This is a genomic window from Exiguobacterium sp. BMC-KP (genome assembly GCF_001275385.1).
Classification (GTDB): domain Bacteria; phylum Bacillota; class Bacilli; order Exiguobacteriales; family Exiguobacteriaceae; genus Exiguobacterium_A.
Map to the genome: position 1 here is coordinate 964,681 of NZ_LGIW01000015.1, position 14,796 is coordinate 979,476.

General features: G+C 46.1%; 15 protein-coding genes. 4 read left to right on the top strand and 11 right to left on the bottom strand.

The genetic code is table 11. The features are described 5' to 3' along the window. Nucleotides 1-5 precede the first annotated feature (5 nt). Together ADM98_RS10805 and ADM98_RS10810 are read left to right on the top strand one after the other, a co-directional pair. Nucleotides 6-1,421: an NAD-dependent succinate-semialdehyde dehydrogenase gene (locus tag ADM98_RS10805; protein ID WP_053453512.1), complete on the top strand. Its 1,416-nt coding sequence runs from the start codon at nucleotides 6-8 to the stop codon at nucleotides 1,419-1,421. Nucleotides 1,422-1,578: 157 nt separating this feature from the next. Further along, a complete protein-coding gene (locus ADM98_RS10810) occupies nucleotides 1,579-2,022 on the top strand; it encodes an NUDIX hydrolase (protein ID WP_053453513.1) in 444 nt (147 codons plus the stop codon). Nucleotides 2,023-2,116: 94 nt separating this feature from the next. Here ADM98_RS10810 and ADM98_RS10815 read toward each other — a convergent pair whose 3' ends face one another. Together ADM98_RS10815 and ADM98_RS10820 are read right to left on the bottom strand one after the other, a co-directional pair. Continuing rightward, nucleotides 2,117-4,132: a Na+/H+ antiporter gene (locus tag ADM98_RS10815; RefSeq protein ID WP_053453514.1), complete on the bottom strand. Its 2,016-nt coding sequence runs from the start codon at nucleotides 4,130-4,132 to the stop codon at nucleotides 2,117-2,119. Nucleotides 4,133-4,185: 53 nt separating this feature from the next. Further along, on the bottom strand, nucleotides 4,186-5,097 hold the full coding sequence (locus tag ADM98_RS10820) for a helix-turn-helix transcriptional regulator (protein WP_053453515.1): 912 nt from the start codon (nucleotides 5,095-5,097) through the stop codon (nucleotides 4,186-4,188). Nucleotides 5,098-5,179: 82 nt separating this feature from the next. Between ADM98_RS10820 and ADM98_RS10825 the strand changes: the two genes are divergently transcribed. Beyond that, entirely contained in the window at nucleotides 5,180-5,704 is a 525-nt protein-coding gene (locus ADM98_RS10825; RefSeq protein ID WP_053453516.1) for a dihydrofolate reductase family protein, read from the top strand. A 53-nt stretch (nucleotides 5,705-5,757) separates the two neighbouring features. Here the strand turns inward: ADM98_RS10825 and ADM98_RS10830 are convergent, their stop codons facing one another. The 6 genes from ADM98_RS10830 to ADM98_RS10855 all read right to left on the bottom strand — a co-directional run bounded on the left by ADM98_RS10830 (nucleotide 5,758) and on the right by ADM98_RS10855 (nucleotide 9,307). Beyond that, on the bottom strand, nucleotides 5,758-6,978 hold the full coding sequence (locus ADM98_RS10830; RefSeq protein WP_053453517.1) for a cation:proton antiporter: 1,221 nt from the start codon (nucleotides 6,976-6,978) through the stop codon (nucleotides 5,758-5,760). Nucleotides 6,979-6,981: 3 nt separating this feature from the next. Further along, nucleotides 6,982-7,482, bottom strand: coding sequence for a cation:proton antiporter regulatory subunit (locus ADM98_RS10835; RefSeq protein WP_029341865.1), 501 nt, complete (start codon nucleotides 7,480-7,482; stop codon nucleotides 6,982-6,984). A 24-nt stretch (nucleotides 7,483-7,506) separates the two neighbouring features. After that, complete coding sequence (locus ADM98_RS10840; protein WP_035407592.1) at nucleotides 7,507-7,725, bottom strand: AbrB/MazE/SpoVT family DNA-binding domain-containing protein; 219 nt, start codon at nucleotides 7,723-7,725, stop codon at nucleotides 7,507-7,509. Between the two features lie 383 nt (nucleotides 7,726-8,108). Continuing rightward, the gene (locus ADM98_RS10845) at nucleotides 8,109-8,312 is read right to left on the bottom strand and encodes a hypothetical protein (protein ID WP_053453518.1); all 204 of its coding nucleotides are present in this window, start codon (nucleotides 8,310-8,312) and stop codon (nucleotides 8,109-8,111) included. Nucleotides 8,313-8,372: 60 nt separating this feature from the next. Next, nucleotides 8,373-8,732, bottom strand: a complete 360-nt coding sequence (locus tag ADM98_RS10850) for a zinc dependent phospholipase C family protein (protein WP_053453519.1) — start codon at nucleotides 8,730-8,732, stop codon at nucleotides 8,373-8,375. 5 nt (nucleotides 8,733-8,737) lie between these two features. Next, nucleotides 8,738-9,307 (bottom strand): GNAT family N-acetyltransferase, encoded by a 570-nt coding sequence (locus tag ADM98_RS10855; protein WP_053453520.1) that lies wholly within the window; start codon nucleotides 9,305-9,307, stop codon nucleotides 8,738-8,740. Between the two features lie 130 nt (nucleotides 9,308-9,437). Here ADM98_RS10855 and ADM98_RS10860 point away from each other — a divergent pair, with 130 nt between their 5' ends. Next, nucleotides 9,438-10,649, top strand: a complete 1,212-nt coding sequence (locus tag ADM98_RS10860) for an MFS transporter (protein ID WP_053453521.1) — start codon at nucleotides 9,438-9,440, stop codon at nucleotides 10,647-10,649. Nucleotides 10,650-10,664: 15 nt separating this feature from the next. Here the strand turns inward: ADM98_RS10860 and ADM98_RS10865 are convergent, their stop codons facing one another. From ADM98_RS10865 to ADM98_RS10875, 3 genes are all read right to left on the bottom strand, one after another. After that, nucleotides 10,665-11,222, bottom strand: coding sequence for a DUF402 domain-containing protein (locus ADM98_RS10865; RefSeq protein WP_053453522.1), 558 nt, complete (start codon nucleotides 11,220-11,222; stop codon nucleotides 10,665-10,667). A gap of 102 nt (nucleotides 11,223-11,324) precedes the next feature. After that, a complete protein-coding gene (gene bglA, locus ADM98_RS10870; protein ID WP_053453523.1) occupies nucleotides 11,325-12,782 on the bottom strand; it encodes a 6-phospho-beta-glucosidase BglA in 1,458 nt (485 codons plus the stop codon). A gap of 24 nt (nucleotides 12,783-12,806) precedes the next feature. Beyond that, nucleotides 12,807-14,699 carry a beta-glucoside-specific PTS transporter subunit IIABC gene (locus tag ADM98_RS10875; RefSeq protein WP_053453524.1) on the bottom strand — a complete coding sequence of 631 codons (1,893 nt, stop codon included), beginning with the start codon at nucleotides 14,697-14,699 and terminating at the stop codon, nucleotides 12,807-12,809. Between the last annotated feature and the right edge of the window lie 97 nt (nucleotides 14,700-14,796).

The following is a 14,796-nucleotide window of genomic DNA, read 5'->3' on the forward strand; positions in this document are numbered from 1 at the left end:
ATAACATGATTGAAAAGAACTTAATTAATGGTGAATGGTACGACACAACAGAAACGATTCCGGTCTATGACCCAGCAACAAAAACGTTGCTTGGACATGTTCCGGCCAGCTCAGCGGAAGACGCACAGCGTTCTGTTGACGCAGCGAGCGAGGCATTTGTGAAGTGGTCAAACGAAACAGCAGATACACGAGCGAACTTGGTTGACGCGTGGTATCGCTTGATCAACGAACATCGTGAGGAACTCGCACGGATCATGACGACGGAACAAGGGAAACCGTACATCGAAGCACTCGGCGAAGTTGATTACGGTAATCAATACGTGCGTTGGTACGCAGAAGAAGCACGCCGGATTTACGGTGAAACGATTCCTGCTTCTGTTCCGGGGAAACGACTCTTCGTCGAGAAAGAACCAGTCGGTGTCGTCGCAGCAATCACACCATGGAACTTCCCAGCAGCGATGATCACACGTAAACTTGCACCGGCTCTTGCAGCGGGTTGTACGATCGTCCTTAAACCGTCGGAAGAGACACCGTTCACGGCACTTCGCCTCGTTGAACTAGCAGAAGAAGCAGGTATCCCTAAAGGTGTCATCAACGTCCTAACAGGTGACGCGGCAACAATCAGTGGTGTGTGGCAAGCCGATTCCCGTGTTCGTAAAATCACGTTCACAGGTTCAACAGCCGTTGGGAAATTGATCATGCGTCAAGCAGCCGATACGATGAAAAAACTATCACTTGAACTCGGCGGTCATGCTCCATTCATCGTCACTGAAAACGCGGATCTCGACAAAGCCGTCGAAGGTGCGATGCGCTCGAAATTCCGCAACGGTGGTCAAGCCTGTGTCGCAACGAACCGTTTCTACGTGCAAGCGTCTGTTCTTGACGAGTTTACGGAAAAATTCACAGCTGCCGTCAAACAACTGCAAGTCGGTAACGGCATGGACGCTGATTCGACAGTTGGTCCATTGATCAATGCGAAAGCTGTCGCGAAAGTCAAAGCACATATCGATGATGCTGTCGCAAAAGGTGCAACAATCCTGACAGGTGGTACGATTGACGAATCAGTTGGTCATTTCGTCACACCAACCGTTCTTGCGAATGTCACAGAAGATATGCTCTGCATGCAGGAAGAAACGTTTGGTCCACTCGCACCAATCTCTGTCTTTGAGACACTCGATGAAGTCATCGAACGGGCGAACAACACACCATACGGACTTGCAGCTTACGCGTTCTCAGAACGCATCGATGAAGCGTTACTGCTCGGAAAACGACTCGAATACGGAATCGTTGGTCTAAACGATGGCGCGCCATCTGCTGCACAAGCTCCATTTGGTGGCTATAAAGAGAGTGGTCTTGGCCGTGAAGGTGGCGTCTACGGCATCGAAGATTATCTCGAAGTTAAATACTTGTCACTCGGTTAATCGATTTAGCGATACGTTTGAAACGAATGCTCTTCACTCCTAGGTCACCCCTCATTTCTTGAGTGAAATGAGGGTTTTTTGTATGACTCATACTTGCATACTATTTTATAAGGTATGATTGGATTCAAATGTTTTTACGAAAAGGAGTGATTAAAGAATGAACGTCATCACCTTTGGTCAAAAAGATAAGAATCAACGCTACATAACAAGACCAGCTGTTTATGCTATCGTGATCGACACTCAAATCAATAAAATCGCCATCATTCAAAAAAGTGACGGCAAACTCTTTCTTCCAGGTGGCGGAATCGAGGCACATGAAACACATGAAGAATGTCTTACAAGAGAGGTACTAGAAGAAACCGGAATGGAGATCGAAATCAGTAATTTCATCGGACAGGCAAGTCAATATTTCTATTCACAAAATGAAACGACGTATTACTTGAATGAAGGGTATTTCTATCATTGCCATGCTGGACAAAGCATACATGACCCCATCGAAGACGATCACCAATTAATATGGATTGACCCCGTTTCTGCGATAGAAGGCTTATTCCACGCACATCAACGCTGGGCAGTCCAAAAAACGCTACAGTTGATTTAATTCGAGACAAACAAAAGGTGCACGATTCTCTTCAGAGAAAACGTGCACCTAATTTTATTGCAACTAACCTTTTTGAAAACAAATTACCTAATAGTTATTCCACGTATTCGTAGAGAACAACGCTCTCGATATAATGAATGAAGCGGCGTAATTCCTTCTCCTCTTCGTTCGAGAGATCCCCTTCTTTCGACATATTGGCGATTTCAAGACGCTGGACTTCGATGGCTTTCAAGCAGAGCTCTTCCTTCTGCTGATCGACATCCTTACCACCAATTGGTGACGACCAACGCGTATGTTTGAAGCGAAGTCGTTTATAGAACTCGAGCACACTTTGAACGACGTCTGGTGGATAAGACGTGCGGCAATTCTCGAGGCGTTCGATCACTGTGCCCATTACCTTTTCATACAGTTCATGCTCGACTTGTGTCATTTGAATCAACGCATCAGACGACATGTTTGATCGTTTGCGTTTCCACCACAATTTACGAATCGGCTGAACGATCTGGAAGCGCGAATCCTTGCCGATTGCCTTACGACGATTTTCGATTGAGCGGAAGACATCCTTCTTCAGCAAATCAGGCACCTTGTGTTCAGCGACAAAACGCTTTGATTCTTCTTTTTCCCACTGGACAGCTTCAAGACGAAGTGCTTTCAATTGGTCATTGAATTGATCGAGCTCTTCCTGACTTTTTTCTTGGGCACGAAGTAACCGGAGCATTACATGATACTCATTGAGGAGATCGAACGCAACGACTGCGTTCTCTTCGTCTGTTACTTGTTTGATTTCCGAAATCGCACGACGAATCATCCGCTGTTTTTGAGCATTCAAGTCGAGTGGGATCGGTGTTGCCGCCTCACCACGGTTCAAGACTGGTAAGAGAATCGTTGCAAGAACGAGCGTGTAGATGATGACGCCCGCCGCAAGGAAGATGATTAGCGAACGTTCCGGGAAGGCTTCGCCGGACTCTGTCAAAAATGGCAACGACAGGACACCGACCATCGTGATCGTTCCACGTACTCCGACAAGTGTTGTGATCAAATCTTGTTTAAACGATGGTCGACGGTGATCACGATCTTCTTTTTTGAAGAAGCGATGATCAAACCAGTTGAAGAACATCGTCCAAACAAGGCGGATCGCGAGGATAAACGAACCAATCTCGATGACGTATAACATCAGACGCCAATTGTTGATGGCATCATCTGCAAAAATTTCCCGAGTTGCTTCAGGCAATGTCAAACCAAGTAACAAGAAGATGATCCCGTTTAAGGTATAGGCGATCATCGTCCAAATGTTATCCGTCAATGTTTGCTCTTGTGCAAAGAACGTTTCGGTTCGCTCTTTGATCAAGGCGTGTAAGATACCACCTGTGACGACGGCAATGACGCCTGACGCATGAAATCCTTCTTCAGCAACGAAGAAGATGATAAATGGTGTCAAGATTTGCAGTAAAGCGTAGAAGACGACATCTTCAATACCCGCTCGACGCAAGCGAACCTTGAGAAAGTTCATCGCGAGCGAAATTAACAATCCGATCAACGCTCCAACGAAGAACATATAAAAGAACTCTGTCGTCGCACTCTGAATCGAGAAATAACCTGTGACGACAGCAGCAACGGCGTAACTGAACGCAACTAATCCCGATGCATCATTGATCAGCGATTCTCCGCGAACGAGTGTTAAAATCTGTTCTGGAATCTGGACGCGTTTTGCAATCCCATTGACGGCAATCGGATCCGTCGGTGATAAAATCGCTGCTAAGGCAAACGCAGCAGCTACTGGAATGACCGGAATCAACCAATTGATGAAGTATCCTCCGACGATTGTCGTCAACAAGACGAGGATGATCGCATTACCGAAGATTGCTGTTCGCATCCGCCATAAATCTTCACGCGGAAAATGAGAGCTATCGTTATAAAGCAATGGCGCAATGAATAATAGGAGGAACCACTCGGATTCGACCTCGATTGTAAAGCCACTCATTAGAAGAGCGGCAACGGTTCCGGCAATAATTTGAATCAAAGCCGTTGGGATGAAACGAATGTAATGTCCGATGACTTGCGTCAGTAGGATGAGCGCAAGCATCAATAAAATAAGTGATAGTGTTTCCATGGAAGACCCCTTCCTCTATTGTTTCTTTCTACCTATATCCTAACATAGTTTTTTTAACGATCCTGTCCGAACGTCTTATCGGATCGTTGCACAGCAATCATTTCTTCTGCTTGACGAATCAATTGTTCTCGGAATTCCTGTGGTTCTAGGACTCGAACTTCCGGACCGAGCCGCATCAATTGTCGTCCTAAAAAAGCGAGCTCCTCAGTAGGAATTTGCCATGTATGTTCCCTTTGAGAAGGCAATACTCCTTCTAGCAATCGCTCGCCTAAAGGTGATATTTCTAGTTTTATGGTCGTCATCGGTACGTGCGTCATGTTCAGTTCTAGGTCAGAAAAGTTCAAATCATTCGCTGGCAAGTCATGAAGCGATACGTCTAGAACTCGATCGACACGGAATTGACGCAATCCACGGTCTGTCCGTCCATAAAAATACCAACGATTATGTTCAAACGATAAGCCGATTGGATCCACTACGATCGATTTTTGACCTTTTATCGTCTCATAGAGAATATTCCCCATCTGTCCGCTCTCTAACAGGTCCAGTAACGCTGGATTTTGCGGTGACGGTGGTGTATCCACTGCTTGAAAGCGAAAACGCTTTTGCCACCTTACAATCTGTTGTTCCGTCATTGTTGGTAACTCATTCGCATAGCGTTCTGCGACTTCCTGCCTGATTTCCCCAAATGGAAAATCAGGAATCTGCCCGACCCATTCGAGTAAAATGAACAAGACGATTGTTTCTTCATTCGTTAAGACAAGCGGTGGCATATTTCGGTGCGGTAGCATCCGGTACCCGCCCGCCACACCCGGTTCACTATAGATCGGATAACCATTCGCTTCAAGCACCGTCATGTCTCGTTGGATCGTCCGGATCGACACGTCGAACTCTTCTGCCAGTATTCGGGCAGAGACGCGTTCTCCACGATTTAAATAACGGACTAACCGCCATTGTCTTATATTCATAACTTTCCTCCTTGAATGACGACATCTTTTGTCGTCATTATACGCTAAGATAACTTTATACAATTCTTAAGGAGGAATAATAATGTCTCACTCTACGACCGTACTCTATATCGCTTGCAGTCTTGATGGGAAAATTGCCAGACATGATGGTTCCCTTGACTGGTTATTTGCTGTTGCTGGAGACGGGGACAATGGCTATCAAAATTTTTATGAACAGATTGGCGCCGTCATCATGGGTCGGAAAACGTATGATGACGTCTTGAAACTCAGCGAGACGTATCCATATGCAGATATCCCGAGTTATGTATACAGTCGAACTCCACGAACGTCCGAGTCTGTGACCTTCACCGATGAACCGCTTGATCAATTACTCAAGCGAATCACACCGACAATTGAAGGAAAAGTCTGGCTCGTCGGTGGCGGCGAATTGATTCAAGAAGCGCTACGATTACAGTGCGTCAGTTCAATCGAACTCGCGATTGCCCCTGTCATTCTCGGAACGGGTATCCCGTTATTTCCAGAAGGAACTGTTGAGACGAAACTTCGCTTGAAGGACAGTCGTCAATCGGGACAATTCCTGATGGCGACATATGATGTCTTGAATTAAACAAAACAACAGCCAGTTCGTGAAATCCGAACTGGCTGTCCGTTTACATCGTATTATGCATTTTTCTTTGCCTTTTTCTCTTTCGGTTCCGTCCATTTGAAGATTTTATTCATGACGTTGTAAATCCGTTTTGATTCCTTCGTCATCAATGGTCCGAGGATTGCGAGAATTAAGACATACAGAGCCGAGAATGGTGACAAGATATCCATCAATCCACCGGCGATTCCGAGATTCGCGACGATGATCGAGAACTCACCACGCGAGACGATCGTCAAGCCAATGTTTGAAGATGCTTTATGCGATAATCCGGCTTTACGGCCCGCAATCATACCGGCAACATAGTTTCCGATGATCGTGATGACGACGGCACCGAGAGCGAGCCAGACGGCGTCAAGGAGCATCGTCGGATCGATACTTAATCCGAAACTGAAGAAGAAGATGGCACCGAAGAAATCACGGAACGGTACGACGAGATGTTCGATCCGTTCGCCTTGATCGGTTTCTGAGAAAACGAGACCGAGTAACAAGGCACCAATTGCTTCTGCGACATGGATCGTTTCTGAAAAACCAGCGATGAAGAACAGAGATGCAAAAACAACGATGATGAAGACTTCATCCGAAGCAATTTTCAGCATTTTGTTTAAAAGTGGTGTCGCTTTCCGAGCAACGATGAAGAACAGCAACATATAGCCGAGGGCGATTAAAATTGAGGTAAGTGACGCGAGCAATGTTGTCCCACCACCGAGAAGGAGTCCGGATAAAACCGACAAGTAGACCGCGAGGAAGATGTCCTCGAACATGATGATCCCAAGAATCAGCTCGGTCTCGGTATTACCAGTCCGGCGTAAGTCGACCAGGACTTTTGCGACAATCGCACTCGAGGAGATCGTGATAATTCCGGCGATGACGAGCACTTCATACAGTGGGAATCCGGCGATGAATCCGTATAAGAGACCCCCGGTAAAGTTAATTGATAGATAAATCGTTCCACTCGTGACGATTGATTTTCCAGATCGGATCAATTTACCAATCGAGAACTCGAGTCCAAGATAGAACAAGAGGAACAGAACGCCGATTCGTCCGAGGAAACTGATAAACTCAGCACTTTCAATGAACTTGAAGTCTAGTATCCCGATTGTCGGAGCGTGCGGTCCAACAATCATTCCTAAAATGATTAAAAATGGAATGATCGAGAAGTTAAGTTTGTTCGCGAGCAATGCCGCGATCGCCACTAAGATAAGCGCGGTACCGACTTCAAATATGAGATGATCCATATATTATCCGCCTCCTTCGATTGAGAATAATGCTTTCGTGATGTGACGGATGTTTTGACGTTCTCCTGACAGAACGATCGTATCACCGGCTTCAAGTCGTGTATCTGGTCCCGGGTTGAGTGACTTCGAACGGTCATGCTTAAGCACCGCAATGATTGAAATATCGTAATGGTTACGGACATCGAGTTCACCAATCGTCCGATTGTTGACTTTTGAATCTTGACCGACTTTGAACCACTCGATGACGAGATCATCAAACGCTAGTTCAATCTTTTCAAGGTCCTTCGGCTTATAGGATAATCCTCCGAGAATTCCTGCCATCTGACGTGCTTCTGCATCATTAAATGTCACACTCGAGATGCTCTCATCAAAATCATCATCATCATAATGATGCATCTCTCGGCGTCCGTCGTCGTGGACGATGACGACCACCTTATCTCCTCGTGTTGTGATGCCTTCAAACTTCCGTCCGATTCCTGGTAAGTCTACTTCGCGCATATCCATCTGTTATTTCCTCCTTTTTTGATTTTACAAATGATGATTCGCTTTGTGGATGAGTGCTTTGAATGTCTCATCACTCAATATATCTTGAAGGTCATGCAGCTGTTTCAAATCCGCTTTCGCCATGATGACAAATCCGTCCTCCTCAATGAATGCCACGCGATCTCCTTCCTCTACTTGCAAGGCTTGCCGAATTTTTTTAGGGATGGTGATCTGTCCTTTTGACGTTAACTTTGATAGCTCCATCACGAACTTCCTTCTTTCTGTATTTTTCTTGTATTCCTTACTTCCTTACTTTTCTTATTTTTAGTATAACATAGACCCAATCTTATTCCGAGTGTTTTGCTTTGAATTAAAATAAAAAAATTGATTCTCTTATTGTTTAACCTTTGCCAGATAAATCTGTTCATAACAAATTAAAATGAATGATGAATATAGAAAAAACGCATCCTATTCTTAACAGATGCGTTCATTCGTCATATCGTCATATGGTATCTTTACTATTTGTTTTATTCGTCACACCATCTTAGGATTGGTTTGATGGTTTAGAAAGTCTGATTAACCTGATGTGGTTTAGTCTATTGAACGGATTTTGCTACATAGTATTTGGAACCATAAGATGGATCATATCAATCGTTCGGCGATGATGCTTTTGATATATCGACCCTTACACCTTTTTTACGTAAGTGATGAATGGACCGTTCAATCGCTGTTTCGATATAGCCGTCCAATTGATGCGGTAACAAAATCTCATATTCTTGTTGCAGAACGGTTCGTCGATCCTCCTCTACCTCTCTAATGAAATGCGGAAGTGCTTTCCATCTCGACTGCATACGTACCTCATTAAGCACTCCGAATAGTGCCTGCTCATCCCAACTTACGAACGAAGCAATTCACGTATTAAACCTGCGGAAATCATTATGATATCTTGAACCGATTGAGGAGTCTGTTACGATCGCTTGCCGTAACCAACTCATATAAAAACCGCGTAACCAAATATCATCTGCTATCAGATGAACGTAATATCCACACCGAAATGATTGATTCCATGAAGTTGATTCTCCCCAAAATGTCTCGTAATCAATTGCTCGTGTTCCACTCTCTAATTCACCCGTATAATAGTGGGCTTGCTCCTTGTCGCCGTAACGGGCATCCGGCGCGACTGTTCCGAGAAGGAATCGAGCAGGTTCTAGTTCCGGAAGTAACGTAATCAATCGTTGTCCGATGTAAGCATGCATTAGCCGTGAACCCATCTTACTTAATTCCCTTCGTAATCACTGCGCGTGATCGCATAAATCTTTAAATCCCAGAAACGATCTTTAACGTATAAAGCACTCCGAGAGACACCTTCAAACGTCATACCGATCTTTTCCATGACACGCGCTGATCCATCGTTCGCAACAAAACAGCGAGCTTGAATACGCTCGAGTCCGAGTGTCTCAAAACCATACTGCACGAGACGCGCTGCTGCTTCCGGCATCAAACCCTTCCCCCAGTAGTCGCGCGACAACGCATAACCGAGTTCTGCTTGCTGTTGCTCAAACGAGACTTTAATGAAGTCAATCGTGCCGATAACTCGACCGCTTGTTTTGTCTTCGATTGCCCAAGGGGCTGGATTTCCTTGTTCATATTGTCGAAGAATATATTCGACGAATTTCTCGGAATCTGTGAGGGTTTCGTGGGCATGCCAACTGACATACCGCGCTGTCTCTTCATCTTTTGTATAGGCATAGATATCTGCTGCATCTCCAGCGCGAACCGAACGTAAACGAAGCCGCTCTGTTTCGAGTACAGGTAATGCCTGATATAAATCAACCGTTGATAACATGATTGAACCCTTCTTCCCTTGATTTTTTCCAAGTATACCCACTCTTTGATAAAAAGTATAGAGATATACGAAAACGTTATCAGAATTTTCTGGTATACTATTGGAAAATGATGTAAGAAAGGATGCTGTCATGACTTCTCGGGAACGGACTCTCTTAAGTGCGCTTGGTATTTCGCAGTTCGGCGACTTCATTTATCTCGTTGCGATCAACGTCTATATTTATCGCTTGACTGGCTCCGCATCCGCTGTCGCTGTGCTTTGGATCATCAGCCCTGTCGTCTCCCTCGTTATCAAGTCGTTCGCTGGTAGCTGGGTCGACCGCTCCGACTTACGCCGCCTGTTGATTCAGACTGATTTATTGCGTGCTTTTTTAATCGGTATTTTGCCGTTTCTACCGTTATCGATGCTTTACATCGACTTGATTGCCTTAGCTGTCATCAAAGCAGTCGTCGAACCCGCTACCTTAACCTACGTCGCGACGCTTGTTCCGCAAACAGACCGGATATCTTTTAATGCCTATCGTAGTCTGATCACGTCAGGTGCCTTTTTGATTGGTCCGGCTCTCGCTGGTGGACTGCTTTATATTGCATCTGCTGACCTTGCCATTTGGCTCAACGCAATCTCGTTTCTCGTGTCAGCTGTTCTGTTGATGCGGCTGCCGCATTTTTCCGCTTCAATTGAACGAGGGATGAAGCTGCAAGACGTCCTGTCCGATTGGCGGCTTGTCTACCAGTTCAGTAAAGACGCGCGTTATATGACCGGACTGTATATCCTCGCGATGCTGATGATGATTGCGACACTTGCACTCGATACACAGGAAGTCGTCTTTTTACAGCGAAGCATCGGTTTATCAGAAACCGACTACGGTTTGTTGATGAGTTTGACAGGGATCGGTTCTGTTACCGGTAGCTGGTTCGTCGCCCGTTATGCCAAAACGCTCTCCGTTCGAACATTATTAACGATTGGATATACGTTTGTCGCTATCGGTTACATGCTGTACGCAGTTGCAGATTCGTTTTCAATCGTCTGCACCGGTTTCCTGTTGCTCGGATGTTTTCACGCATTCGCAGGTACCGGTTTTCTGACCTTCCAACAGACGAACATTCCGCTTCACTTGATGGGACGCTTTACAAGTCTATACGGTGTCGGTGTCAGTCTGCTACAAATTATAGCGATTGTCAGTATCGGTCTACTCGGTGATATTTGGTCGATTCGCTTTAGTACAATCCTATTTGCTGGTCTCCTCGTGATCGTGACGATCTGCTTTCTTGGAATGGTTCTCCTCCCGAGAAAACAACGGTATTTCACAACGGAAGAAGTCAAAGAAGAACAACATGCTTAAAAACAGGGAACCCAGTCAGCGCGAGGTTCCCTGTTTGAGTTGCTGTTCTAAACGTTTTTTCATAACTTCGGCATGTGCGACGAGATGAAAAGATCCATCTTCTAGTTGTTTCTGGAGCCGTTTTGCCTCCGCCCAAGCGAGCGCGTAGTCTGCTTGTGAGACATCCCCTTGCTCCCGTGCTGCTTCCAGTTCATCCGCGTCGACTAGTAAGACTTGTCCCGACGGCAGAGCGATCAGATCGAGAAATAGATCCTCCCAGTAAATACGTCCGTCCTCGACCCCAGTACGAAGACAGATATCGACATAGGTCTGAACTAACCGACCAGAAGCATCAAACATCGAGGTCACCGCGTGATGAGCATCGTTTGGAAATTGTTGTACCCAGACGTAACCATCATCAGCGATTCGAATCGTTTCGTCACCATAACGGACATCTAATGGTGAAGCGACTTCAATAAGCTGAAGAAGCGTCACTTGCCCTTGAAACACTTCATTCTCGACCTGTTCTTGAACATAGTGTCGCTGTATAATACGATGCCAGTCACGCCGATCGGCATAGCGTTTTTTTATCATCTACCTGTCCTCCGTTTTTCTCTAGTGTGCCATACCTATCCTCTTTTTCATTCCAATCCTTTTAAAAAAAGAGGCAACGGATTTTTCCGTCGCCTCGCTTCATCATTTTGCTGTCTCTGAACCGTGTAACGCAGCACCATTCGTCTCAATAACGTGACGATACCAGTCAAACGAATCCTTTTTCATTCGTTCCATCGTTCCGTTCCCTTCGTTATCTCGATCGACGTAAATCATACCGTAGCGTTTTTTCATCTCCCCTGTCGTAAAGGAGACTATATCAATGACGCCCCACGGCGTATACCCGATTAGCTCAACGCCATCTTCAAGGACGGCTGTTTTGAACGCTTCGATGTGTGCACGCAAGTAATCAATTCGCGCCGTATCATGAATCTGACCATCCTCGATTGTATCAATCGCACCAAAACCATTCTCGACGATGAACAACGGAATCTGGTACCGGTCATACAGACGGTTCATCGCGTAACGAAGACCGACCGGATCAATCGCCCAGCCCCAGTCACTCGACTGGATGTATGGATTCTCAACACCGTTTGCGAGACCACCGTTGACGATGTTACCCGTGTTATTGACGACAGCATCATGTTTGACGGTCGTCGACATGTAGTAACTGAATCCGAGATAGTCAACAGTTCCGTTGCGTAAGATTTCCGAATCACCGTCTAAAATCGGAATATTATACCCTTCCCGCTTGAACTCATTCAATGCGTAAGACGGATAATAACCACGGACTTGGACGTCCGGGAAGAAGTAACGCTGACGCATCGATGTTTCAGCAAGCAGAATATCTTCCGGGTGCGATGAGTACGGATAGATTGGTACGTGTGAAACCATTGCTCCAATCTTAAAGTCCGGATTGATCGCTTTTCCTTTGGCAACGGCAAGCGCACTCGCGAGCAACTCATGATGTCCCGTTTGATACATGACTTCCATCGCGTTTTCTTCCGGATCGAGTAAGACACCAGAATTCGTCCAGAGGAATAATGGATTGCTAACGTCCATCTTGTTGTTGATTTCGTTGAACGTCATCCAGTACTTAACTTTGTCTTTATAGCGCGTGAAACAGACTTCTGCGAATTTCTCGAAGAACAGCGCCACTTTCCGATTACGGAAACCGCCATATTCACGCGCAAGGTGAAGTGGCATCTCAAAATGCGACAATGTAATGATTGGCTCAATGCCATATTTCAGTAATTCATCGAAGACGTCATCATAGAACTGGAGCCCTTCTTCGTTCGGTTCCGCTTCGTCTCCGTTCGGGAAAATCCGACTCCAACCGATCGATGTCCGAAGGCACTTCAGTCCCATTTCAGCGAATAGCGCGATATCTTCTTTATAACGGTGATAAAAATCAATCGCCTCGTGGTTCGGATAGAATTCATTCTCCTCTACCTGATCCGTGATACGTCGTGCGACGCCGTGTGCTCCTGCCGTCAATACATCAACGACGCTCGGTCCTTTGCCACCAGCGTTCCAGCCACCCTCGAATTGATGCGCTGCTAGCGCACCACCCCATAGAAAATCGTTTGGTAATGTCTTCATCTTCATGTCCTCCTTCTATTTCTCTTACTTGATGATTGTTAAAATCCGTGTATTTGCCGTCGTGACGGTCTCGTCCGTCGGCAAGATTTGCGCATAACTTTGGGTGTTCGTGATGATGATCGGCGTAATCGTCTCGAGTCCATGCGCTTCAATCGCTGTAGCATCAAACGTCACCAATCGATCACCGGTCTTCACCGCTTCACCTTCTTTCACGTGGAGCGTAAATGGCTTCCCGTCAAGCGTCACCGTCTCGAGACCGACATGGATCAAAACTTCGACGCCGCTCGTTGACCGTAGCCCGATTGCGTGACCAGATGGGGCAATCATGACGACGGTTCCTTCAAATGGTGCCGTCACCTCATTGCCTGTTGGACGAATCGCTACTCCCTGACCCATTGCCCCCGAAGCAAAGACGGGATCTGGTACATCCGATAAGGCAACGATTGTTCCTTCAAGCGGTGCACGCAACGTCTCTTCGTTCGTCAGTGTCGCACTGACTTCTTGTTCAGCTACAGGTGTCGCTGTCGTTTCAGTCGCGACGACAGGTGCTGCTTGTTCACCAAAACCGAATACTTGAATCAAAACAATCGGCAGAATCAAGGCAATCGCTGTTCCAATCAATAAACCGATGATGGACGACGGGTAGTCAGAATCAATTCCGTTGACGAGTGTCAATGGTCCCGGTAATCCGGCATAGGCAAAGTAATACGGTTTAAAGAAACTCGCCGTGACAGCACCGATTGCACCAGAGATACAACCATAGATGAAGGGCTTCTTAAAGCGAAGCGTCACGCCATAAATGGCTGGTTCTGTGATCCCGAAAATACCCGTCAATCCGGCTGAGACACCAACTTTTTTCGTTTCTTTATTTCGTGCTTTTAAGATAACGCCGATGACGGCACCAATTTGAGCGATGACAGCAATCGTTTGATACGCTTGGAACGAATCGCGACCGTATTGCTCGAAGTTCGCGAGAACCATCGGCGTGACACCCCAGTGAACACCGAAGATGACGATGACTTGCCAGAAGCCACCAATGATCAGACCAGCGACCGCAGGAGCATTCTCTGCTAAGTAGTTATACCCGTTTGCAATCCCTTCTGCACCAAGTGTCGTAATCGGTCCAATCAATAGAATCGTAAGTGGAACCATTAACACCATGCTGAAGAACGGAACGAACAATGGACGAATGACTTCATGGATCGTCTTGTTCAGGAATTTTTCGACATAAGACAGAATCCAGACGAGGAATAATGGCGGTAACACGGATGACGTATAGGTTGTTCCGGATAAAGCAATTCCTAGAAACGTGATGGATTCACCAGCAGTGATACGCGTCGCGATGTCCGCCCACGTCGGACTGACCAGTGCCGCACTACAGGCAACAGCGATGAAGGCGTTGACCTTAAAATGATTCGCTGCCGTAATGGCAATGAAGATCGGTAAGAACGTGAATGGTGCCCATGAGATAAAACTGAAGACTTCATAGGTACCCGTCTTTGCGAATGCCGGAAAAGCAAGTGTCGTCAAAATCAAAGTTCCCTGCAGAATCCCCGCTGCAGCCAAGATATAGACGAATGGTGCAAAAACGGCTGACATCGTTGCAATGATTCGGTTGAGGACCGTCCCTTTCGGTGCCTCTTCCGCTTCTGGCTGATCAAGATTGACGAGCTTCAGAAATTCTTGATGGACTTCACCTACGTGTTGACCAATGACGATTTGAAACTGTCCTCCTGACTCGACGACTGTAATGACGCCAGGTAATGTACTGACCGTTTCTTTCGCTGCCGGGTCCGATCGTTTTAAGACAAGACGAAGCCGTGTAGCGCATCGAACAGCACTGATGACGTTCTCTTCTCCACCGACGGCTTCTAAAATCGAGTGCGCCAGTCGTTGATAATCGCGAACCTTACCCATATTGTGACCTCCCCTGAATATGACGCGTTGAATACCCTTTCATTTTAATTGTACATGAACAATTAATCAATACATAAATAATTTAATTGAACATTAT